The following is a 23,165-nucleotide window of genomic DNA, read 5'->3' as shown; positions in this document are numbered from 1 at the left end:
AGCCAACCCGCGAGTCACAGTGATTCGGGGTCGTCGGTGAACGCACTACTCACTTCAGTGCTCAGACGCAGGGCCTCACGACTCCACTGCTCGTCTGCTCCGGCGAGCCCACATGCCGGCGTGACCGCCACCTGGGTGCGCAGTGTCGTGCGGGGAAAGCCGAGTCGGTCGATCAGCGTCACGGCCGGTGCGGCGAGGTCACGCCACGTGGTGGGGATCGACGGCGCCACGCTGGGAATCAATCCGAGAGCCAGCTCCTTCCCGGCGTCGAGCAGTTCCCCGATGCCGTCCAGATCGGCTGCTGTCAGCTGCGCCACGTCCAGGCCGACCGCTCGTGCCGTACTGCGCCGCAGCAGGTCGGTGGGTATCCCCGCGGCGCAGCAGTGCACCATCGTGACACCACCGGAGCCGGTGAGAGCCGCCTCGAGCACCGCGAGGCCCTCCGGCTCGGGCAGCGCGCGAACCGTCTCGAGACGGGTCCGGCCGGACAACGTGCCAGCCAGCACCGCAGGCAACCGCGGTTCGTCGAACTGGATCAGGACCTGCGCACCGAGACGTCGGGTCACCTCGGCGGCATGCCGGGCCACACCCTCGCCCAGCGACTCGGCGAAGTCCCGCACCGCGCCCGGATCGGTGAGGACGCGGCGGCCCGTGCCGAACTCCACTTCCGCGGCCAAGGTGAGCGGTCCGACCGCCTGCACTTTCACCACATGGTCGGCGCCGACCAGACCGGCTGTCTCCCAAGCTTCTTCGAGTGCGTCGAGGTCCTGGTTCAGCAGGTCGGTGGCCCGCTTGGCCACCGAACCTCTCCGCGAGACCACTCGGTACGCCGTCGTGGATACGTCCAGCTGCAGATCGACGAGAAGTGCGCTCGCACGGCCGATCATGTCTGCTCCGAGCCCCCGCGCGGGCAACTCCACCAGGTGGGGAAGCCTGCCCAGTTCACCGAGAACGATCGTGGCGGCTTCGCGTGCATCGGTTCCGGGCCACGAGCCGACGCCGGTGACGGCACCGGCCAGCGAAACAGTTTGTGTCACTGCGCGGTCGGACGGGAGTCGGTACCCGAGATCGTTCCACTGCCGAGGACGATGTCGCCCGCCGGATCCGTTCGGTAGAGGACCACTGCCTGACCCTTGGCCACACCGGTGAGGGGTTCGCGCAGCGAAATGGCAATGCCGCCGTCGACTGCCTCGGCCACGGCCTCGGCCAGGCCGCCGTGCGCGCGTACCTGAACCGTGCACTCGATCGGCGCGTCCGGCACCCGGCCCGACGTCCAGACGGCTCGCTCGGCACTGATCGTGTGCACCTCGAGGTTGCGAGCAGAACCCACGCGGACGGTGCCCGTCTCCGGCTCGATCGCCGTGACGTACCGCGGCTGTCCGTCCGCTGCGGGACCCTGGACGCCGAGGCCCTTGCGCTGGCCGATGGTAAAGCCGTGTACGCCTTCATGCTCCGCGAGAACTTCACCCGAGTCGGCGTCGACCACACTTCCGGGGCGCACACCGATCCGCGCGCCGAGGAACGCCCTGGTGTCGCCGGAGGGGATGAAGCAGATGTCGTGGCTGTCGGGCTTGTTCGCCACGGCCAGACCGCGCTCGGCCGCCTCCGCCCGGATCTGCTCTTTCGGAGTGTCACCTACCGGGAACATCGCCCGGGACAACTGCTCGGCGGTGAGCACACCGAGAACGTAGGACTGGTCCTTGTCGGCATCGACAGCGCGCCGGAGAACCCCGTCGTGAAGCTGCGCATAGTGACCCGTGGCCACTGCGTCGAACCCGAGTGCGATGGCGCGGTCCGCCAGCGCCGCGAACTTGATCTTCTCGTTGCAGCGCAGGCAGGGGTTGGGTGTCTCACCGGCGGCGTAGGACGCCACGAAGTCGTCGATCACGTCTTCCTTGAAGCGATCGGCGAAATCCCAGACGTAGAAAGGGATTCCGAGAACGTCCGCCGCACGCCTGGCATCACCGGCGTCCTCTTTGGAGCAGCACCCCCGCGATCCGGTCCGCAAGGTTCCCGGTTCGGCGGACAACGCCAGGTGCACACCGACCACGTCATGCCCTGCAGCCACAGCCCGGGCCGCAGCGACGGCGGAGTCGACTCCGCCACTCATGGCCGCCAGTACTCGCATCAACGATTCCCTCCACGCGCTCCGACACCGGCGAGCCCCGCGGCGCGGGCTCGCTCCACTACTTGCGGCAGTGCCGCGATCAACGCTTCCACGTCTCCCGCCGTCGACGTGTGCCCCAACGAGAACCGCAGCGAACCCCGCGCGGTGGCTGGGTCCACACCCATCGCCGTCAGGACGTGACTCGGGCGAGCCACGCCCGCCGTACACGCCGATCCGGTGGAGCACTCGATTCCCGCTGCGTCGAGCAACATCAGCAGGGAATCACCCTCACAGCCGGGGAAAGTGAAATGGGCGTTGCCGGGCAGGCGTGCAGCACCGACCGGCCCGTTCGACACGGCGTCGGGAAGAATTTCCTGCACTCGGGTGATCAGCTGGTCCCGCAGGACGGTCAACTCCTCGGCGCGCGCGTCGAGGTTTGCGGTGGCGTGCCGCAATGCCGCTGCCATCCCCACGACACCGGCCGTGTCCGGGGTACCCGAACGCAGGTCGCGCTCGTGACCGCCGCCGTGCAGTAACGGAACGCATGCCACCTGCCGTCCGAGCAGCAGTGCACCGACTCCCTGCGGGCCGCCCACCTTGTGCGCGGCGATACTGAGCGCGGAGAGACCGCTCGCGGTGAAATCGACGGGCAGATGGGTGACGGCCTGGACCGCGTCGCTGTGCATGGGAATCTCGAACTCCGCCGCGACCGCTGCCAGTTCGGCGATCGGCATGATCGTGCCGACCTCGTTGTTGGCCCACATAATTGTGACCAGTGCGGTTTCGTCGGCATGGCGGGCCAATTCGTCGCGCAGCACGTGCGGGGACACCCGACCGCGTTCGTCGACCGGAAGCCACGAAACCTGGGCGCCTTCGTGCTGCTCGAGCCACTCCACCGCGTCGAGGACGGCATGATGCTCGACGGAACTCGTGATGATCCGCACCCGGGCGGGATCGGCGTCGCGGCGGGCCCAGAAGATGCCTTTGACCGCCAGGTTGTCACTTTCGGTTCCGCCGGAGGTGAAGATCACCTCGGACGGACGGGCCCCGAGGTCGGCCGCGATCGATTCGCGCGCCTCCTCGATACGGCGGCGGGCGGCACGCCCCGAGCCGTGCAGCGAGGACGCATTGCCCACGGTCGAGAAGACGTCGGTCATCGCCTGGACGGCCGCGGGCACCATGGGAGTGGTAGCTGCGTGGTCCAGGTAGACAGGGCTGTCGGCACTGCGGGCAGAGGTCATGACCCGACCAGGATAACTCAGGCGATCAGGCGCTCTTCCGTCTCGATCCGGGTACCGGTCCGCTGGGCGGGCTCCCGCGTCGGATCGAGGATGTCGTGCGCTGCGAGATCGATGGGCTCGGAACCCCGCACGGCGCGCTCACAGCGGGCGGCGAGATCGCGGCGCGACTCTCCCGGGTACTCGATCGGCGCCAGCCGGACTTCGGCGACGACGCCTTTGTGTCGAATGATTCGCCGAATCGACCCGCCGATCGTCTCCTCACCCACGAAGCACGGCCCGGTGGTCAATTCTCCCCCGCGCATCGTGTATCGCAGGGACACCGGCTGCACCGGGCACTCCGCGTCGATCGCCGCCTGGAACAGCGCCGGGCGGAAACCTCCGTACGCGCGCCCGCACCACGTCGTCCCCTCCGGGAAGGCGGCCACCCTTTCGCCGTCTCGCAGTCGTGTCGCTGTTGCGGCCACGGTGCCGGGCAGCGCCCGCAGGTCGTGCCGGTCGATCGGGACGATCCGCATCCGCCGCGCGAGCGACCCCAGGATCGGCCAGTCGAGAAGGTCTGCCCGCGCAACGAAGCTTGCCGGGTGAAGAGCACTGAGAACCAGGACGTCGGTCCAGGAGACGTGGCCCGCCACCACCAGGATGCCACCCTCGTGCCGCCGCTTGCCGCGGTGATCGACCACCTCGAGCCGCAGGCCCACACACCGCAGCAGCATTGCCGCGTACCGACGTTGAAGACCGGTCCGCCACGTCTGTGGCATCACGCACCCGGCCGTCAGCAGCGGCGCGGTCATCAGGGCGGAGGCTACGAGGAACCAACGGATCGCGACGACAACGGCCGAGACACCCGGCGCCTTCGGGGGCAGGCATCTGCTGCCGCATGGACTCGACGGCATCCAGGCGTGGACGGGAACCGGCGTCTCGCTCGAGGTGGTGCTCACGCCTGCGTCCCGGTTTCGAGGTACGCCGACGCCGAACGCAGCCGTTCGAGGTAACGCTCGTTCGCGTGATGCAGTCCCTGCAGCGCGACGAAGTCGGCGACACCGAATTCCGGGTCATGGGCCGGCTCCCCGCACACCTTCGCGCCCAGACGGAGGTACCCCCGCAGCAACGGGGGCAGCGAAGGCCGGGCAGGTGGCTCGATCTCGTCGAGGGATCGGCCGGCCACGCGGACCGGGTTGCGGGGAACGACCCGGGCCGCAGGGTCGTTGCCGTGCTTGCTCAGGAGCAGATCTCGCACGCCGCGCACGTTGGAGCCGGCCGGGACATCGGGATGCTCCTGCATGGGCACGGACACGCAGCCCATCACCCAGTCGTAGCCGGTCAGCTGCAGGTAGTGGAGGATTCCGGACCACATCAGGCTCAGTACCGAGCCGGAACGGTGGTCGGGGTCGACGCACGCCCTGCCCATCTCCACGATCCGATTGCCTCGCGGGTCCAGGGCCGAGATGTCGAACTCGGTGGCCGTGTAATAGCCACCGGCCTGCGCGGCGGCATCCGGCGGAAGCATGCGGTAGCAGCCGACGAATTCGCCGGTGGCCTCGTGGCGGACGAGTAGATGGTCACAGAATTCGTCGAATCGGTCGGCCTCGAGCCCAGTGGTGGTGGCGGGAACCGAAAAACCCGGCTCCGCGGCGAACACGCGGTAACGCAGCCGCTGGGCCGCCACCCGATGCTCGCGGTCGGAGGAGACGACGAGGGAGTACCGGGGTGGAACTACAACGGTATCGGCGGTGTCACTCGCTGCGCGAAGAACAGACGAAGTTGTCATGGCGCAGGTTTACCGAGCAGGGGCGGCGGCGGGGCATCGACGAGGTGTCGTGTCGATGCAGCCGGGGTGAACGGTATAGATACGACAGCGGCCCCGCTCCCTCGAGGGGAACGGGGCCGCCGACAAGGCGATTTCTAGCCCTTGTGGGTCTTGACAGCCTCGGTGAGCTGCGGAGCCACGTTGAACAGGTCGCCGACGATGCCGAAGTCGGCGATCTCGAAGATCGGCGCTTCCTCGTCCTTGTTCACGGCGACGATGGTCTTCGAGGTCTGCATACCGGCGCGGTGCTGGATGGCACCGGAGATGCCGAGCGCGATGTACAGCTGCGGGGAGACCGTCTTACCGGTCTGACCGACCTGGAACTGGCCCGGGTAGTAGCCGGAGTCCACAGCGGCACGCGAGGCGCCCACCGCGGCGCCGAGCGAATCGGCGAGTTCCTCGACGACGGAGAACTTGTCTGCGCTGCCGACGCCACGACCACCGGAGACGACGACGGTCGCCTCGGTGAGCTCGGGCCGGTCGCCGCCGACGATCGGATCACGCGAGGTGATCTTGACGACGCCCTCGTCTTGTGCGGGAACCTCGACCTCGACCTTTTCGCCCGCACCTGCCTCCGGCTTCGCCTCGATGGCACCCGGACGCACGGAGATGACCGGGACGTCACCGTTGGCCTTCGCCTCGACGGTGAACGCGCCACCGAAGATGGAGTGCACAGCGCTGCCGTCGGACTTCACGTCGACGACGTCGCAGAGCAGGCCGGATCCGATGCGGGCGGCGAGACGTCCGGAGACCTCTTTGCCTTCGATGCTCGCGGCGGTGATGACCGCGGCCGGGGCAGCGGACTCGACGAGCGACGCGAGGACGTCGACCTTCGGGGTCACCAGGTAACCCTCGATGTCGTCGGACTCGGCGACATAGATCTTGGCTGCGCCGGCGGCCGCGAGCGCGTCGGCGAGCTTGTCCGCGGTACCGGCGGGACCGGTGACCACTGCGGCCGGCTCACCGAGCGCGCGAGCGGCGGTGATCAGTTCGGTGCTGACCTTCTTCAGTGCACCCTCTGCGTGCTCGACGAGCACCAGTACTTCTGCCATGTCTAACTCTCCCTGTATATGTCTGCTGGTCTGTGGAGGGCGCGGATCAGATGATCTTCTGGCCGACGAGGTATGCGGCGATCTTGCTGCCGCCGTCGCCCTCGTCGACGATGCGCTCACCAGCGGTACGCGGGGGCTTGGGCGTCGAGGCGGTGACGGTGGTGCCCGCGTTCGCGACACCGACGGTCTCCGGGTCCACACCGAGGTCGGCCAGGGTGTAGGTGATGACTTCCTTCTTCTTCGCGGCCATGATGCCCTTGAAGGAGGGGAAACGGGGCTCGTTGATCTTCTCGGTGACGCTCACGATGGCCGGCAGGTTCGCCTCGAGGCCGAACACACCCTCGTCGGTCTCCCGCTCACCGGTCGCGACGCCGTCGGCAACCGTGAGCTTGCGCAGCTGCGTGAGCTGCGGGATGCCCAGGTATTCGGCGATGATCGCGGGAACCGCGCCCATCCGGCCGTCGGTGGCCTCGTTGCCGGCGATGATCAGGTCGGCGGGCTCGTCGTTCTCGAACGTGATCTGTCCGAGAGCGGCAGCAAGCGTCCACGCCGTCTGGATCGCGTCGGAACCGTGGAGTGCGGGGTCATTGATGTGCACAGCCTTGTCGGCACCCATGGACAGGGCCTTGCGGATGGCGTCGGTGGCGCGGTCCGGACCTGCGGACAATACGGTCACCTCGCCGCCCTGCGCCTCCTTGATGAGAAGCGCTTCTTCGACGGCCCGCTCGTTGATCTCGTCGAGCACGGCGTCGGCGGCCTCGCGGTCAAGCGTGTAGTCACCGTCGGTCAGCTTGCGCTCGGACCATGTGTCGGGGACCTGCTTGATCAAAACAACGATGTTCGTCATGGGTCTTCGTCGACCTCCTGTGTGTACTTGCCTGGTTATCGCGAGTTGCTCCGCATGAGCGGAGCTCCCGTCTTCGTATGTCCTCGCACAAATGCTCTGCGACAGATTACCTCACGCTAAGTTACCCACTGGTAACTTGCGCGAAAGCCTCGTTCACCATAAGCCTGAACATCACTTTCGGTGCTGTGATGTGGACCACCTGGACGAGCGACCTCGTCGGTGGCACTAATCTCGCACCGGTGAGCGAATCATTTGTCGGCGACCGCGAGAACGCACCGCTGCCCGCAACCGGAGACGAGCAACTGCCCCTCACGGGCGAGCGGACCGTGCCCGGCATCCCCGAGGAGAACTACTGGTTCCGGCGTCACGAGGTGGTCTACCGCGACCTCCTGCCCCGCTGCGCCGGCCGGACCGTCCTCGAAGCAGGGTCGGGAGAAGGCTACGGCGCCAACATGATTGCCGACGTGGCGAAGCGCGTCACCGGCCTCGACTACGACATTTCCGCAGTCGAACACGTTCGGGCCCGGTACCCCCGGGTCGAGATGCTGCACGGCAACCTGGCCAAGCTTCCCCTCGGCGATGCCTCGGTGGACGCCGTCGTCAATTTTCAGGTGATCGAACATCTCTGGGATCAGGCGCAGTTTCTGCGGGAGTGCTTCCGCGTGTTGACGCCGGGCGGAGAACTTCTCGTCAGCACCCCTAACCGAGTTACGTTCTCGCCCGGTCGGGACACACCGCTCAACCCTTTCCACACCCGTGAACTCGACGCCACCGAGTTGACCGAACTGCTCGAGGAAGCGGGGTTCACGGTGTCGCTGATGACCGGTGTCCACCACGGTGAACGGCTGAAGGCCCTCGACGCCAAGCACGGCGGTTCTTTCATCGGCGCCCAGATCGACCGGGCCCTCGCGGGCGAACCCTGGCCGGCGGAACTCACCCGTGACGTCGAGGGCATCACGGTCGGCGACTTCGTCTTACGCGAGGGCAACATCGACGACAGCCTCGACCTCGTGGCCGTCGCGGTGAAGGATCCCGTGCAGTGACCGATTCCACACGAACGGGGGGCGTGGGAAGCGGGACACGCCCGCCGGACCACACGGAGCCGGGCATGTTCTGTCTGGTTCTGCACTCGCACCTGCCCTGGCTCGCCCATCACGGCCGCTGGCCCGTCGGAGAGGAGTGGCTGTACCAGTCGTGGGCCGCGTCGTACCTCCCTCTCACGGCCCTGTTGCGGCGACTGTCCGACGAAGGCCGCTCCCATCTCCTGACTCTGGGGATCACCCCGGTCCTCGCTGCACAACTCGATGATCCGCACTGCCTGACGGGCATGCATCACTGGCTGGGGAATTGGCAGATCCGAGCTCACGAAGCTGCCGGAATGCCCGATGACGCACACCGCGCTCTCGGCGCCCGGGAGCACCGCGCCTCCGCCGACGCCCTCACCGATTTCGAACTGCGGTGGCGGCACGGTGGCTCGCCCGTCCTACACGATCTCCTCGATCGGGAAGCCTTCGAGCTTCTCGGCGGCCCCCTCGCGCACCCGTTCCAGCCGCTGCTCGACCCACGACTGCGCGAGTTCTCCTTGAAGGAGGGACTCGCCGACGCGAAGAACAGGTGGAACACCACACCCACGGGCATCTGGGGTCCCGAATGCGCCTACACCCCGGGCATGGAGATCGGCTACGCCGAGGCGGGGGTCACCCACTTCATGGTCGACGGTCCCGCCCTGCGCGGGGACACCTCCCTCGGCCGGCCGGTCCGAGACTCCGACGTGGTCGCATTCGGCCGCGACCTGCAGGTCAGTTATCGGGTGTGGTCGCCGAAGTCGGGTTACCCCGGCCATGGCGCCTACCGGGACTTCCACACCTACGACCATGCCACCGGACTGAAGCCCGCCAGGGTCACCGGCCGCACGGTGGACTCGGCGGACAAGGCGCCGTACGACCCGGAACTGGCGTCCGCCGCCGTCGACCGGCACGTCGCCGACTTCGTTTCCACGGTCCGCAGGCGACTGCGCGGAGAGGCCGAGCGAATCGGGCGCCCAGCGGTCGTCGTCGCGGCCTTCGATACCGAATTGTTCGGGCACTGGTGGCACGAAGGCCCCGAGTGGCTCGAGAAGGTGCTGCGCGCTCTCCCCGAGGCGGGAATCCGGGTCGGCACCCTCGAGGACGCCCGCACCCAGGGATATGTCGGTGCGCCGGTCCCCCTGGAGAACTCGTCGTGGGGGTCCGGCAAGGACTGGCGGGTGTGGGCGGGCGAGAAGGTGTCCGATCTGGTGGCACTCAACTCCGAGGTGGTCGCGGCCGCACTGGACACGGTCGACAAAGCCCGTAGCCTCGGGTCTGCACCCGGAAGACCCGAACTCCGCAACCGCGTCAACGATCAGATTCTGCGAGAGGCACTCATGACGGTGTCGAGCGACTGGGCATTCATGGTCAGCAAGGACTCTGCGGCGGAGTATGCGCGCGACCGGGCACACAAGCACGCGCACGCGATGCGCGAGATCGCGGCCGCGGTGGCTGCGGGCAACGACGCGTCGGCGGCGCGCCTCGCGGCCGGATGGAACGCTGCCGACGGCCTGTTCCCCGGCCTCGACGCCCGGCGCCTGCCTGTCCGTTCCGCAGCATCGGCGGTCGGCGTCTCGGGAGTGGCCTCGTGAAAATCCTCATCGTGTCGTGGGAGTACCCGCCCGTGGTCGTGGGCGGCCTCGGCCGCCACGTGCACCACCTCGCGACCGCTCTTGCCGCCGCCGGCCACGAGGTGGTGGTGCTGTCGCGGCGGCCGTCGGGAACCGATGCGTCCACACACCCCACCGTCACCCACATCGAAGAAGGCGTACTCGTCGTCGCCGTCGCGGAAGATCCGCCGCATTTCGTGTTCGGCGAGGACATGCTGGCGTGGACACTCGCGATGGGGCATGCCATGGTGCGGGCCGGCGTCGCCCTGCACAAGCCCGGTGTCGGAGAAGGCTGGCAGCCCGACGTGGTGCATGCCCACGACTGGCTGGTGGCACATCCGGCCATCGCACTCGCCGAATTCTACGATGTCCCTTTGGTATCCACGTTGCACGCCACCGAAGCCGGCCGCCACAGCGGCTGGGTGTCGGGCCGCATCAACCGTCAGGTGCATTCGGTCGAATGGTGGCTGGCCAACGATTCCGATGCGCTCATCACCTGCTCAGCATCGATGCAGGATGAGGTGACCACCCTCTACGGGCCGCAACTCCCGCCGATCACTGTGATACGCAACGGGATCGACGTGACCACGTGGAATTTCCGTCGACGCGCGCCGCGATCGGGTCCACCCAAACTGTTGTTCGTCGGCCGCCTCGAGTACGAGAAGGGGGTGCAGGATGCGATCGCCGCGCTTCCCCGTATCCGCCGGAGTCACCCGGGGACCACACTGTCGATCGCGGGTGAGGGCACCCAGTTCACCTGGCTCTATCAGCAGGCCCGCACTCACCGCGTTGCCCGCGCCGTCAACTTCCTCGGCAATCTCGACCACTCCGAACTGCTGAGCTGGCTGCACGGCGCCGATGCCATCGTGCTCCCCAGCCGTTACGAGCCGTTCGGCATCATCGCGCTCGAGGCTGCCGCCTCCGGAACTCCGCTGGTGACGTCTACCGCCGGCGGTCTCGGCGAGGCGGTCGTCGACGGAGTGACCGGCATGTCTTTCCTCCCCGGCGATGTCACGGGACTCACCTCCGCGGTTCGGGAGGTTCTCGACGATCCGGCGGCGGCGCAGCAACGAGCAGTGGCCGCCCGCGACCGCCTCACCGCGGATTTCGACTGGCGCACAGTGGCCGAGGACACGGCGCACGTGTACGCCGGCGCCAAACGCCGCGTGCGACATCCCTTGGCGCGCCCGGTTATTCCCGAGCGCCCCCTGCCCGGACGCTGAGCCGCGGGGCGAATGTACCGCCGGACGCCTCCAGCGCGCCGAACGGTACATTCGCCTCACTCACGGACACGGCGAATCCGGATCGGACCGCGCACCGAGTCCGGATCCACCACCGCACCCCGCTGGGTGATCTCGACTTCCCCTGCCGCGACAAGGCGTCGGGCGGCCTGGCGCACCGGCTCCATGAGAGGTCGCCACTCGTCGGGGGCGATCGCGCGGGCCACATCCGACGGGCAGATACTCGAATCCGCCGCCCGCGCATACAGCAGCTCGCGGATACGATCCTCGAGTTCGCGGTCCGAGACGCCCATGGGTCGACTATGCCACCCGGCTCAGCCCTCCCGGGCCGCCTTCTTGCGGGCAATGTCCTCGAGTGCGGCGATGTACTTGGCCCGCTCCTCGGCGCCGGCCTCCCACTCGGCCCTGCGATTCTTCACGGCCTTCGCGGGCGATCCCACTGCGATGCTGAAATCAGGGATGTCGCCCTTGACGACGGCGTGGGCGCCGAGCACGCAACCGCGTCCCACCCGGGTGTTGCGGAGCACCGTGACCTTCGCAGCCACCCAGGTATCGGGACCGATGCGTACCGGGCCCTTCACGATGCCCTGATCCTTGATGGGCACGTTGATGTCGTCCATGCGGTGATCGAAGTCGGTGATGTAGCACCAGTCGGCGACGAGCGTGGACGCTCCGATCTCGATGTCGAGGTACGTATTGACCACGTTGTCCTTGCCGAACACCACCTTGTCGCCGATGCGCAGCGACCCCTCGTGGCACCGGATCGCGTTGCCGTCACCGATGTGGACCCAGCGACCGATCTCGAGGCGGGACAGATCCGGAGTCGAGTGGATCTCCACGCGCTTGCCGAGGAACACCATGCCCCGCAGGATCACGTGCGGGTTGGCGAGCTTGAACTTGGCCAGCCGGTAGTACCGCACCAGGTACCACGGGGTGTACGCCTTGTTCGCCAGCACCCAGCGCAGCGAGTCGAGGGTCAGGAAGCGGGCCTGCTCGCTGTCCTTCCGCCGGGATCCCTTCCACCTCGTACGCAACGGTGCGCCCCACATGCTCGTCATAGCCCGTCAGCCTACGTTCACCCGCCGGAGCCGTGCGCGGGTGTGTCCGGACACCGACACCGTTCGGGGTGTGCCGATCGTGCGTGCCTCGGCGGGATAGTCTCTGGGCCGAGCGTTTGTCGAAAACTGAGGAGATGTAATGCGGCGGGTCCTACGTTCGTCAGTACTGGCGCTGGCGACGATCTCGGCTGTCGTCCTCAGCGGCTGCGGGGGCGGGGCGCACGTCGACGACATCTTCTCCGCGGGTGGGTGGCCGGGGATGCATGCGGACGCCCGCAACAGTGACACCAGTCCGGTGACCGGGTCGCGCGACATCGCACTCGCGTGGTCGCGGCCCCTCGGTGGGCCGGTGGCGAACTACGCATCCGTGGCGGCAAGCGGCCAGATCTTCCTCACCGCTCGCACCGAGAAGGGGTGCAATCTCTTCTCCTTCCAGATGGAGAGCGGCCGCAAACGCTGGTGCCGCCAGCTTGCCCCCGGAGTCGTGGCGTCCACCCCGGTGGTCGACGGCGCCGCCAATGTCTACGTGGGCGAGAACGGGGCCATGAACTCGTTCAACGAACACGGCCAGTTACGTTGGCGCACACCGGTGGTCGGAACGCCGCTGTCGGCACAATTCACGGGCGACGGCAACCTCCTGTTCATCACCCAGCTCGGGCAGATCAGCGTGCTGGATCCGCAAACCGGGCAGAAAGTGGTGGCGTCGTACGACCTCATCCCACCGCCGTCCGTCGCCGACGGCGCGAACGTGAACATCCTTCCCGACGACAAGGGCCTCAGCGGCTGCTTCTTCGGCTCCCCCGACTGCCCGGTGGCCAACATGCCGGCCATCGACCTGGCGTCCGGCACGTTCTACTTCACGTTCTATGCGCCCGGCGCGACCGAGGCGGACCTCGTCGCGATGAAATACTCCGGCGGCGACAATCCCACGATCAGCCAGGAGTGGTCCAGCGACACCCTGCCGGGGGGCAGCGCATCGAGTCCCGATCTGTCGGCTGACGGTTCCGTCGTGTACATCAACGACAACTGGGGCACGGTGTGGGCGATCGACGCTGCGACCGGTGGTCCGAAGTGGAGTTACGACATCGGGTACGCCGCAGCGGGTAGCCCGTCGACGTCCGCGGACGGTCTGATCATTCCCGCGGGTGGACTCGACGGCCATCTCCTTGCACTGCAGGACAAGGGCGACCACGCAGAACTCGCCTGGGAGCGCAGGGATCTACGGCATTGGGGAGTCCCCGCCCAGACGGCCGGATCCACCGGCTACTCGGTGGTCCGCGAGGGTGTGGACGGACTGGCGATGCTCACGTTCGACACCTCCACCGGCGAAACGCTCGATCAGGACACCTTGCCGGGAGCCAAGGGATTCACGGTCGGCACGTCTATCGGCCCTGAGGGTGAAGTCCTCACTCCGACGCTGCTCGGTGAGCTGTTCGTCCTCCGCTGACCCCGTGAGTACTTGTTAACATCCCGTAGTTGACAAGTACTCACGGGGCGGAGCGCAGATGAAGGCGACGCCCGATCGGCCGATCCGCGTGATCACCACACTGAGCGAACGGCTTCCGCGGAGCTTCAACTTGGGACGCAGCACGGCCGGATCGACGTCGACGCCGCGCACGAGGATCTCCGCCGCACCGCAGTCGTGGCGGGCGAGCTCCTGCCGCAGCGACTTCTCCGAATATTTCACCTGCTCGAGAATCCGAAAGCCCCGCACGCCCGCGGGAACCGAATCGCCCGTGAGATAAGCGATCCGAGGATCGAGTTGCCACAGTCCGTGCCGGGCGGCGTAGTGCCGCACCAAACCCGCCCGGACCACAGCGCCGTCAGGATCGACGATCCACTCCCCCGGCGCGCGTTCGGGGATGTCGTCGTCCTCGGCGTCCGTCACCGTCCACACCGCGCCTCCGGAGTCGAGGACGCTTGCCCGGCGAGTGACTCCGGCGCCCGACAGTCCGGCCGACCACAGGCACGCCTCACGGACGCCACCGTCGAGGGACACGACCTCGACCTCGCCTTCCCAGTCGAGCCGATCGAAATCGAGGCCGGGAGCGCACTTCACCGCGAGATCACGGCCTCGGTACGCGTCGATGAGGTCGGGTAGTGGCGGCTCGAGAGCAGCGGGATCATGTGTGCGCCTGCCACCCGACCGCCGCGCCGGATCTGCGAGCACGACGGTGTCGCGGGTACACGGCACCAATGCGTCTGCGCGCACGATCGCCGCAGCGGGAACATTGTGCCGGGCCATGAGCAGCCGGACGGGATCGATGTCGCTGCCGACCACCGTATTGGCCGTCCCGATGACAGCTGCGAGTTCCGCACCGATCGAGCAGGTGACGTCGTGAACGTTCCGCTCTGCCAGGCGCGTCGCGCGGTGAGCTGCCACGGCACGCGGAGTCGCCTGTTGCAGTGCATCATCGGTGAAGAGCCAGTGCTCGCTGCCGGGCAACTTGACCGAGGCCTTGCGCCGCAACAGCACCGTCTCCACCAGCATGGCCACCCGAGAGCCGAAACGCGAACGCGCCTGGCCGATATCGGCCAGGCGCGTCGACGTGGTCAGCGCAAGTTCGTCTACCTCGGCGAGAGCTGCTGCGCCTGCAGCACTCTGCAGGAACTCCACGTCTTCGGGAGTGAACGCATAGCCCAATTCAGTTGCCGGGCTTCACGCCGGTGATCATGACGTTGTAGAAGAAGCCGCGCGGCACCACATGGCGGAGGATCTTCTCGTCGACCCAGCTGAGCGTCTTCCATCCGGTGAACGCGAAACGGCCCCAGCCCCAGCCCAACTTCTCCGGCGGAACAGCGGCCTCGAAGGTGCGGACGGGCCACCCGAGCAGGGCGGCTGCGAACTCCTCGGTGGCGGCGTGCACCTGCGCGGCGCCCGCGGACTCGGCGATCTTCTCGAGATCACTCGGATCGAACGTGTGGAGATCGACGACGGCTTCCAGTGCCGCAGCGCGGGATGATTCGTCCAGCTCCGCCTGCGGGCGACGCCAATCGGCAAGGAAGGGCAGCTTGGTGACACGCGTCGTGGTCTCCCACGTGACGCGGCCGAGCCAGCGGGCGTAGAAGTTGCCGATGGTGGTGGGCTCGCCGGCGAACACGAAGCGCCCACCGGGCTTCAGCACCCGCAGTACCTCGCGGAGCGACTGCTCCACATCCGGGATGTGATGTAGCACAGCGTGCCCGACCACGAGGTCGAACGTGTTGTCGTCGTACGGAATCGTTTCGGCGTCGGCGACACGACCGTCGACGGGCAACCCGAGACCCTCGGCGTTGCGCAATGCCACCTTGACCATGCCTGGCGAGAGGTCGGTCACCGAACCGGTCTTCGCGACCCCGCCCTGCATCAGATTGAGAAGGAAGAAGCCGGTACCGCAGCCCAGTTCGAGCGCCCGCTCGTACGGAAGGGGCTGATCTCCCGCGACGGCGTCGAAGCGACCCCGCGCATAGTCGATGCACCGCTCGTCGTACGAGATGGACCACTTCTCGTCGTACGTCTCGGCTTCCCAGTCGTGGTAGAGCACCTGGGCGAGTTTGGTGTCCTTCAGCGCCGCCTCGACCTCTTCGGCGGTGGCGTGCGGATGAGGAGCGGGGTCGTCGTGGGCGCTAGCAGTCATGCGGCAAATCCTACTCGCTGGTAAGAGTGAACAGGTTCTAGTTTTCCCGGGCTCAGACTACTCGCCGGTGAACTGAGCCTTACCGGGGCCGTTCTCGATGAACGATTCCATCCCGATCGTGCGGTCCTGGGTGGCGAACAGGGACGCGAACAGCTGGCGCTCGACCGCCAGTCCGCTGTGCAGGTCGACGTCCAATCCCTGGTCGATGGCAGCTTTCGCCGCGGCCAGCGCGCGGCCGGCGCCCTTCGTGAACTGGGACGCCCATCGTCGAGCTGCCTCGTACACGTCGTCGGGCGCCACCACCTCGTCGACCAGACCGATCGCCAGCGCCTCGTCGGCGTTGACGAAGCGCCCGGTGAACACCAGGTCTTTCGCTTTCGAGGGACCGATCAGCCGAGCGAGACGCTGAGTGCCGCCGCCACCGGGAATGATGCCGAGAAGGATCTCGGGGACACCGAGCTTGGCGTTGTCGCCGGCGATCCGCCGGTCCGCCGAGAGTGCGACCTCGAGGCCGCCGCCGAGCGCGTACCCCGTGATCGCGGCGACGGTCGGCTTGGGAATCTCCGAGACCGCGGCCAGGTCCGATTGCAGATCGGTGATGACATCCGCCATCTGGCCGAAGCTCATCTCGGCCATTTCCTTGACGTCGGCGCCTGCGGCGAACACCTTCTCTCCGCCGTACACGATCACTGCCTTGACGTCGGGATGCACCGTCGCTTCCCGTGCGGCGGCCCGCAACTCCTGTTGCACCTGCCGATTCAGTGCATTCATCGGGGGACGCGCGAGTCGAATGGTGCCGATGCCTTCGGAAACCTCGAGAGTGACGAATTCAGCCATGAGGCAAGAGGCTACTTGCTCCGCTCGGCCGACTCGGCGCGACCCGGCGGTGTCCGCTTCCGTCCCCGCACCGACCACGGGTGCGGGCCTGCCTCGTAATAACCGTCCTGCCCGGGAAACTCGACCCGAATCGTTTCCTCGTCCGTGATGAGAGTCGGCAGGATCACCGGGATCTCCGGCTCCGCGGCGAGGACCTCTGCCACCGAATCGAAGTTCTGCAATGCCGTCAGCTGACTCCACGTGGGTGGGAGCAGGACGCTGCCGCCCCCCTTCCATGCGTCCAGGGCCGCCGCGGGGCTCAGCCACGTCACTTCCTCGGCTTCGGACGTGGCTCCGTCCGCGATCTGCCCGTCGGGAGCTGCCGCGACGAAGAACCGGGTGTCGTAACGCCGCCCTTCGCCGATCGGCGTGATCCAGTTCGCCCAGGGGCGCAGGAGGTCGGCTCTGAGCACGAGTTCCTCGCGCGCCAGGAAGTCACCGAAGGAAAGTTCACGTCGTTCGAGCGCAATGCGCGCCTGCGCGTAGTGCGACGTGTCGGCCACTACCGTGTCCGTGCTTCCGCCCGCGAGCAGCACGCCACATTCCTCGAACGTTTCACGTACCGCCGCGCACACCAGAGCCTTCGCCCGGGCGGGGTCGGTGGAGAAGCGTTCGGCCCACCACTCGACGGGAGGTCCGGCCCACTGCACGTCCGCCACGGCATCCGACGGGTCGACACCGCCTCCCGGAAACACCGTCATACCTCCGGCGAACGCCATGCCCTTGACGCGGCGCAGGAGGAATACCTCGATGCCGCCCCCCGCGAGTTCCGGTGTTGCATCCCTGATCAGGATGACCGTCGACGCGTCCTTCGGTGACACGTCGACTGCCGCCCGTTCTTGCTTCGAGACCATGATCTTGGAACCTACGCCTCCGGTGATGTGCGTCGCACCGGCACCCCACTGGAACAGGTGCCCGTTTCGACCCTCACGCCCGGTGGGCGCCCGGGATCCGGCTGCGCCGCGCGAAGTACCGTCCATCGACCTTGTCGAGGCTGATGGACTGGCTGAAGGCCTCACTGAGGTTCTCCGACGTGATCACGTCGTCGAGCAGCCCCTGCGACACCACCCGGCCCTCGTTCAGGAGCAGCGCGTGGGTGAAGCCGGGTGGGATCTCCTCGACGTGGTGGGTGATGAGAACGGTTGCGGGAGCGTCGGGATCTGCAGCCAGGTCGGTCAGTCGCGCGACGAGTTCCTCTCGCCCGCCGAGGTCGAGTCCGGCGGCGGGTTCGTCGAGGAGGAGAAGTTCGGGGTCGGTCATCAGTGCACGGGCGATGAGCACGCGCTTGCGCTCCCCCTCGGACAGGGTGCCGTAGCTGCGATGGGCCAGGTGCTCGGCCCCGAGACTTTCCAGCATCTCGACCGCCCGCTCGGTATCCATGTCTTCGTACCGCTCCCGCCAGCGACCGAGTACGGCGTAGCCGGCGGACACGACGAGATCGCTCACCACCTCCTCGGCAGGCACCCGGTTCGCCAGCGCCGACGACGACAGCCCGATCCGCGGTCGTAGCTCGTTGATGTCGACTCGCCCGAGCCGCTCCCCCAGAAGGTGGGCGCTACCGCTCGTCGGATGCAATTCGGCAGCCGCGATGCGGAGCAACGAGGTCTTGCCGGCTCCGTTCGGGCCGAGGACCACCCATCGCTCGTCGAGCTCCACTTTCCAGGACACCGGCCCCACGAGAGTGTTACCCCCGCGCCGGAGGAGGACGTCGTCGAAATCGATGAGGAGATCAGGATCAGGTTGATGCACGGATCCATCTTCCCGCACATCTTCGGCGCATTCGCGGCAGGATCAGTTACGTGTCGTCTCACATCGATTCACGTGCCGGCGAGAGAGCGTCGTTCCCGCCGAGCCTGCGCCTGCCCGGATCGCCGTTTCCCCTGGGAGCACACGTGCGAGGCACCGGCACCCAGTTCTCGGTCCACGCTCCGGACGCGGAGCTGGTACAGGTGTGCCTGATTTCTCCGGACGGTGCGGAGACACGAATCGACCTCGTGCAGCGGACCTACGGAATCTGGCACGGGGTGGTCGACGGCGTCGGTCCCGGCCAGCGCTACGGCTACCGGGTGCACGGAGAGTGGAATCCCCGCGCGGGAGTCCGGATGAACCCGGCCAAACTCCTCGTCGACCCGTGGGCGAAACGCATTACCGGCGGGATCGGCGACCACCGTGCCCTGATCTCGCATGCCGGAGACCCGTTCAGCGAACCTTCGCAGCTCGACAGCCTCGGCCACGCGCCGCTGTCCGTGGTCACGCCCGCCGCCCCCCGGACCACCGGTCCCAGGATCGAAAGGCCCTGGGAGGAAACCGTCCTCTACGAACTGCACGTCGGCGCGTACACCGCCCGACATCGGGGCGTCCCTCCCCAGTACCGCGGCACGTATCTGGGGCTGGCGGAGCCCGCCGTCATCGGTCATCTCGTTCGACTCGGGGTGACCGCGGTCGAGCTACTTCCGGTACATGCACACCTGACCGAACAGACGGTGCGTGAACGGGGAATGCGTAACCACTGGGGCTATTCGACAGCGTCGTTCTTCGCGCCCCATCCCGGTTACGCGGCCGTGGAGGGCGAGGAGATCGCCGAATTCCACACCATGGTCGACGCCCTGCACGCTGCCGGAATCGAGGTGATCCTCGACGTCGTCTACAACCACACGTGCGAAGAGGGCGTCGACGGGATCAGCCTCAGCTGGCGTGGTCTCGACGCCCCGGGCTACTACCTTCTCGATGCCGACGGCCGCGACGTCGACCTCACGGGATGCGGCAACACGGTGGACGCGCACTCCCCCATCGTCGTCCGGATGATCTGCGACAGCCTTCGGTACTGGGCACACGACATGGGGGTCGACGGCTTTCGTTTCGACCTGGCCTCCGCCCTCGGCCGACCCGGAGGAGGCCGATTCGACTCTCGCGCTTCGGTGTTTTCCGCCATCACCGCGGATCCTGTTCTGTCCCGCTGCAAACTCATCGCCGAACCCTGGGACGCCACGTCCGATGGTTACCGGGTCGGGCACTTCGGCGCCCAGTGGTCGGAGTGGAACGACCGATACCGCGATACTGTCCGCCGCTTCTGGAATGGCAACACCGGCGTTCGCGAATTGGCCTCCAGAGTGGCCGGCTCGGAGGACCTGTTCCACAGTCGCCGGCCCTGGGCCTCCATCAACTTCGTGACCGCACACGACGGCTTCACCGCGGCGGACCTCGTCGCGTACCGGCGCAAGCACAACGAAGCGAACGGGGAGGACAACCGGGACGGCGCCGACCACAACGAGTCCGTCAACCACGGCGTGGAAGGCCCCACCGACGACCCGTCGATCACCGACGCCCGCAAGCGTCATGTCCGCGCTCTGCTGGCCACCCTCGCCCTCTCCACGGGCACCCCGATGTTCACGGCAGGCGACGAATTCGGCCATTCGCTGGGCGGGAACAACAACGCGTACTGTGTCCCCGCCGACACTGCGCGCGAGGATTCCTGGGCGCTCGACTGGAGCACCGGTGACCGGACGCTCACCGCGTTCGTCACGCGCGCTCTCGATCTGCGCCGTGCGTCCCCCGCACTGCGGCAACCGGAATTCTTCGAAGGACGGCATACTCCCACCGGTCACCCGGACCTCGTGTGGTTCGGCGCCGACGGTGCGGAGATGGACGACGATGCGTGGCACGACGACTCACGCCGCACGCTGCAGGCATGGATCGACGGGTCCGACATCCGGTCCCACACCGAGGACGGATTTCAGCTCACCGACGACAACTGGCTCCTCGTCTTCCACTCCGGCGGACCGGTCGAGGTGGCATTGGGCAGCCCCGACTGGTTCTACGGAATCCTGCTCGCCGAATTCGATTCCAACTCCCCTGACGGCGCGCCGGAACCGGGTGGCCCCATTTCGGGAGACTCGACGATCAGACTGTCCGGACCCGGGCTGCTCGTCTTCCGAGCGGTCGGATAGAGACCGCCGGCGCGCATCATCAACTGGATCAGCGGACCGATCCCCAGCGCGTAGACCACGGTCCCCACTCCCACGGTGCCGCCGAGCAGCCACCCGGTCACCAGCACCGCAACTTCGATCGACGTCCGAATGAGGCGCACGGACAATCCGCTTCGTCGTACCAGACCGGTCATCAGTCCGTCCCGCGGTCCCGTACCCATACCGGCGCCGATGTACAGCACGGTCGCCAGAGCGTTGAGCACGACACCACCGACCATCATCGCCACCTGCACGGCCGGCGACCCGACGGGCCGGAGAAACACCAGTGACGTGTCCACGGACACCGCAATGACCACAACGTTGGCGATCGTGCCGAAACCCGGCTTCTGACGCAGCGGAATCCAGAGCAGCAGAACACCGGCACCGGTGAGGGCGGTCACGGCGCCGAAACTGAGCGACGTGCGGCCCGCGACGCCTTGATGAAATACATCCCACGGATCGAGGCCGAGGCCGGCTGTAATCATCATGGCCATCGAGAAGCCGTACAACCAGAGTCCGGCGAAAAGCGTGATCACGCGTCGAGCGAGCATGGGGGCCAGTGTTCCCCGATTGTTCCCGGCGCCCCATAGCCAAGCCGCGGGCACTGGACCCGCCGCGCCTCACAGGGCGGCGATCACCGTCACGGATCCGGGAGCCACCTCGGTGAAACCGGCATCGCGCACCGCGACCGCATGCCCCGCGGACTCGAGCTCGCGCAACGCCGTCCACCTCGCCGCATCGGCGTCACGGACGGCGCAGCGGTAACCCGTATCCGCCCAGTGCCTCGCATCTTCGACGCTCATCGCTCCCGCGAGCAGCATCGACGCGTGGCCCACTTGTGCAGCGGCCTTCCCGACGGTCATGTCCAGGGTCGAGTCGATCCACAGCACGGGTGTCCCGTCGGGCGCCGGGCCGGGGTCGTCGTGCTCGAGGTCGGTTCCGCCGATCTGCAGCTTCTTGATGCGCGGGTCGAGCGCACCGACCGCGACGGGGACGAGTGCCCGCGCCTCGGCGCCGTCGACCTCCACGGTGATGCCGTCCACCTCCTGCGCGGCGCGCCACTGCGCACCGCGAGCCCGGCGCGACACCTTGCGGATGCGAGACCCCACCCACGCGAGGTAGTCGGAGCGCCAGGGGCCCGGTTGCCCGTCCGCATCGACGCCGACCCGTGGGTCGAGGCACAGCGCCACCGACGCCGTCGCGGCCGCCGCCAGCACCGCACTACGCGCAGGCGGGTTCGACTTCGGGATGTGTAAAACGATCGGCATCGCGAGGACCAGGGCAGCATCCTCGGGATCGGGTCGTCCACCGTAACCGGCCGCGAGGACCGCGTGGCGTGCCTCCCACAGCGCGGCGTCGCCGGCGATCGCGGCTGCACACGGTTCCGTCACGACAGGGGAACTCGTCTCACCACGCCGTCCACGGCGTCGGCGGCTTCGACCTCGTCCCGAGTGACGCCGAGGATGAACAGTACGGCGTCGAGGAAGGGATGCGAGAGCGCCGTGTCGGCGACCTCACGTAACGCCGGCTTCGCGTTGAAGGCGATACCGAGACCGGCGGCATTGAGCATGTCGATGTCGTTGGCGCCGTCACCGACCGCGACCGTCTGCTCCATCGGCACGCCCACCTGGGCAGCGAACTTACGCAGCGCCGTCGCCTTGGCGGCCCGGTCGACGATGTCGCCCACGACTCGTCCGGTGAGCTTGCCGTCCACAATTTCGAGAGTATTGGCTTGAACGAAGTCGAGCTCCAGTTCGTGAGCGAGCCCCTCGATCACCTGACGGAAGCCACCCGACACCACCCCGCAGTGGAATCCGAGGCGTCGCAACGTGCGAATGGTGGTCCGGGCACCCGGCGTCAGTTCGAGGCCCTCGGCGACGTCGTCGATCACGGAGGCGTCGAGACCGGCGAGCGTCGCGACCCGCTGGTGCAGCGACTCCGTGAAGTCGATCTCGCCGCGCATCGCCGATTCGGTGACCGCACGGACTTCGTCCTCGACCCCGGCTCGCGCTGCGAGCATCTCGATGACCTCGCCTTGGACCAAGGTCGAGTCGACGTCGAAGACGATGAGCCGCTTGGCCCGGCGCGCAAGACCACCCCGCTCGACCGCGATGTCGACGCTTTCCGCCACAGCAACCTCGGCCAGCACCGTGCGCAGCCGCTTGTCCACCGCCGCCGTCGCGGGAGCACTGACGAGGAGTTCGAGACCGGTCACCGGATAATCGGCGACGCCCCGGATGGAGTCGATGTTGACACTCAGCTTCGCCATCTCACGCGCGACCGATCGCAGGGCCCGCGCGGACACCGGAGAACCGAGAATGACCACCGCGTGCGTGGACAGCGACTGCCGGCCGGGGTCCGCCCCGATCTCGACATCCACCGACATCCCGACGGTGGCCATCGCCTCCTCCAGTTCCTCCTGGAGGGCTTCCCCGTCCTCCGGGCACGCCACGAGCACGCCGAGGGTCAGGCGGCCACGGATCACCACCTGTTCCACATCGAGCAGGCTCACGTCGTGGCGGGAGAGCGCCGCGAAGAGCACCGATGTGACACCGGGGCGGTCGGGCCCCGTGACGGTCACCAGGACAGTCGTGTCAGCTGCGCCCACTACGAACTCCGTTCGTGTTACTCACGCTGGAAAGAACTCCGTTCGTCTCACGTGCGCAGAAGCACGGAA

The 23,165-nt window shown here is 67.5% G+C and carries 21 protein-coding genes and 1 pseudogene; 5 read left to right on the top strand and 17 right to left on the bottom strand.

The features are described 5' to 3' along the window. Window positions 1-14: 14 nt before the first annotated feature. From L1080_RS07095 to L1080_RS07065, 7 genes are all read right to left on the bottom strand, one after another. A complete protein-coding gene (locus L1080_RS07095) occupies window positions 15-1,037 on the bottom strand; it encodes a methionine synthase (protein WP_250764601.1) in 1,023 nt (340 codons plus the stop codon). Beyond that, entirely contained in the window at window positions 1,034-2,128 is a 1,095-nt protein-coding gene (mnmA, locus tag L1080_RS07090) for a tRNA 2-thiouridine(34) synthase MnmA (RefSeq protein WP_208961313.1), read from the bottom strand. The genes L1080_RS07095 and mnmA overlap by 4 nt, the downstream gene beginning before the upstream one ends. Then, a complete protein-coding gene (locus L1080_RS07085; RefSeq protein WP_159926067.1) occupies window positions 2,128-3,348 on the bottom strand; it encodes a cysteine desulfurase family protein in 1,221 nt (406 codons plus the stop codon). Before L1080_RS07085 ends, mnmA begins: the two co-directional genes overlap by 1 nt. A 17-nt stretch (window positions 3,349-3,365) precedes the next feature. Continuing rightward, complete coding sequence (locus L1080_RS07080; protein ID WP_250764603.1) at window positions 3,366-4,286, bottom strand: lysophospholipid acyltransferase family protein; 921 nt, start codon at window positions 4,284-4,286, stop codon at window positions 3,366-3,368. Then, complete coding sequence (locus L1080_RS07075) at window positions 4,283-5,116, bottom strand: GNAT family N-acetyltransferase (protein ID WP_159926063.1); 834 nt, start codon at window positions 5,114-5,116, stop codon at window positions 4,283-4,285. Before L1080_RS07075 ends, L1080_RS07080 begins: the two co-directional genes overlap by 4 nt. Window positions 5,117-5,250: 134 nt before the next feature. Next, window positions 5,251-6,207, bottom strand: coding sequence for an electron transfer flavoprotein subunit alpha/FixB family protein (locus L1080_RS07070; protein WP_109331078.1), 957 nt, complete (start codon window positions 6,205-6,207; stop codon window positions 5,251-5,253). A gap of 46 nt (window positions 6,208-6,253) precedes the next feature. After that, on the bottom strand, window positions 6,254-7,054 hold the full coding sequence (locus L1080_RS07065) for an electron transfer flavoprotein subunit beta/FixA family protein (protein WP_159926059.1): 801 nt from the start codon (window positions 7,052-7,054) through the stop codon (window positions 6,254-6,256). A 239-nt stretch (window positions 7,055-7,293) separates the two neighbouring features. On the opposite strand from L1080_RS07065, the gene L1080_RS07060 reads away from it, so the two are divergent. From L1080_RS07060 to L1080_RS07050, 3 genes are all read left to right on the top strand, one after another. After that, entirely contained in the window at window positions 7,294-8,097 is an 804-nt protein-coding gene (locus tag L1080_RS07060; protein ID WP_250764606.1) for a class I SAM-dependent methyltransferase, read from the top strand. Window positions 8,098-8,162: 65 nt separating this feature from the next. Then, on the top strand, window positions 8,163-9,713 hold the full coding sequence (locus L1080_RS07055; RefSeq protein WP_250765107.1) for a 1,4-alpha-glucan branching protein domain-containing protein: 1,551 nt from the start codon (window positions 8,163-8,165) through the stop codon (window positions 9,711-9,713). Then, window positions 9,710-10,954 (top strand): glycosyltransferase family 4 protein, encoded by a 1,245-nt coding sequence (locus L1080_RS07050; protein WP_159926055.1) that lies wholly within the window; start codon window positions 9,710-9,712, stop codon window positions 10,952-10,954. Before L1080_RS07055 ends, L1080_RS07050 begins: the two co-directional genes overlap by 4 nt. A gap of 56 nt (window positions 10,955-11,010) precedes the next feature. Here the strand turns inward: L1080_RS07050 and L1080_RS07045 are convergent, their stop codons facing one another. Next, on the bottom strand, window positions 11,011-11,265 hold the full coding sequence (locus tag L1080_RS07045; protein ID WP_208961309.1) for a DUF3253 domain-containing protein: 255 nt from the start codon (window positions 11,263-11,265) through the stop codon (window positions 11,011-11,013). A gap of 21 nt (window positions 11,266-11,286) precedes the next feature. Then, complete coding sequence (locus L1080_RS07040; RefSeq protein WP_109331088.1) at window positions 11,287-12,030, bottom strand: acyltransferase; 744 nt, start codon at window positions 12,028-12,030, stop codon at window positions 11,287-11,289. A 139-nt stretch (window positions 12,031-12,169) separates the two neighbouring features. Here L1080_RS07040 and L1080_RS07035 point away from each other — a divergent pair, with 139 nt between their 5' ends. Then, window positions 12,170-13,477 (top strand): outer membrane protein assembly factor BamB family protein, encoded by a 1,308-nt coding sequence (locus tag L1080_RS07035; RefSeq protein ID WP_250764614.1) that lies wholly within the window; start codon window positions 12,170-12,172, stop codon window positions 13,475-13,477. Between the two features lie 15 nt (window positions 13,478-13,492). Here the strand turns inward: L1080_RS07035 and L1080_RS07030 are convergent, their stop codons facing one another. The 5 genes from L1080_RS07030 to L1080_RS07010 all read right to left on the bottom strand — a co-directional run bounded on the left by L1080_RS07030 (window position 13,493) and on the right by L1080_RS07010 (window position 18,272). Beyond that, window positions 13,493-14,674: a THUMP-like domain-containing protein gene (locus L1080_RS07030; RefSeq protein ID WP_250764623.1), complete on the bottom strand. Its 1,182-nt coding sequence runs from the start codon at window positions 14,672-14,674 to the stop codon at window positions 13,493-13,495. A 1-nt stretch (window position 14,675) separates the two neighbouring features. Continuing rightward, window positions 14,676-15,647, bottom strand: a complete 972-nt coding sequence (locus L1080_RS07025) for a class I SAM-dependent methyltransferase (RefSeq protein ID WP_159926045.1) — start codon at window positions 15,645-15,647, stop codon at window positions 14,676-14,678. A 57-nt stretch (window positions 15,648-15,704) separates the two neighbouring features. Next, window positions 15,705-16,484, bottom strand: coding sequence for an enoyl-CoA hydratase/isomerase family protein (locus tag L1080_RS07020; RefSeq protein ID WP_159926043.1), 780 nt, complete (start codon window positions 16,482-16,484; stop codon window positions 15,705-15,707). 11 nt (window positions 16,485-16,495) lie between these two features. Continuing rightward, entirely contained in the window at window positions 16,496-17,377 is an 882-nt protein-coding gene (locus L1080_RS07015; RefSeq protein ID WP_159927586.1) for an NUDIX hydrolase, read from the bottom strand. A 73-nt stretch (window positions 17,378-17,450) separates the two neighbouring features. Further along, window positions 17,451-18,272 carry an ABC transporter ATP-binding protein gene (locus L1080_RS07010; RefSeq protein WP_159926041.1) on the bottom strand — a complete coding sequence of 274 codons (822 nt, stop codon included), beginning with the start codon at window positions 18,270-18,272 and terminating at the stop codon, window positions 17,451-17,453. A 50-nt stretch (window positions 18,273-18,322) separates the two neighbouring features. On the opposite strand from L1080_RS07010, the pseudogene glgX reads away from it, so the two are divergent. Then, window positions 18,323-20,317: pseudogene (glgX, locus tag L1080_RS07005) on the top strand (glycogen debranching protein GlgX); the annotation flags it as partial. 20 nt (window positions 20,318-20,337) lie between these two features. On the opposite strand, the gene yczE reads toward glgX, so the two are convergent. From yczE to serB, 3 genes are all read right to left on the bottom strand, one after another. Continuing rightward, window positions 20,338-21,039: a membrane protein YczE gene (gene yczE / locus L1080_RS07000; RefSeq protein WP_250764626.1), complete on the bottom strand. Its 702-nt coding sequence runs from the start codon at window positions 21,037-21,039 to the stop codon at window positions 20,338-20,340. A 69-nt stretch (window positions 21,040-21,108) separates the two neighbouring features. Then, entirely contained in the window at window positions 21,109-21,879 is a 771-nt protein-coding gene (locus tag L1080_RS06995; protein ID WP_250764637.1) for an aminoacyl-tRNA hydrolase, read from the bottom strand. After that, window positions 21,876-23,096 carry a phosphoserine phosphatase SerB gene (serB, locus tag L1080_RS06990; protein WP_109331103.1) on the bottom strand — a complete coding sequence of 407 codons (1,221 nt, stop codon included), beginning with the start codon at window positions 23,094-23,096 and terminating at the stop codon, window positions 21,876-21,878. The genes L1080_RS06995 and serB overlap by 4 nt, the downstream gene beginning before the upstream one ends. Window positions 23,097-23,165: the final 69 nt, after the last annotated feature.

Origin of the sequence: Rhodococcus sp. MSC1_016, assembly GCF_023667485.2 — a bacterium.
GTDB lineage: Bacteria > Actinomycetota > Actinomycetes > Mycobacteriales > Mycobacteriaceae > Rhodococcus_F > Rhodococcus_F oxybenzonivorans.
The sequence above is the reverse complement of the archived record's forward strand: the minus strand, read 5'-3'. Positions and strand labels throughout refer to the sequence as shown.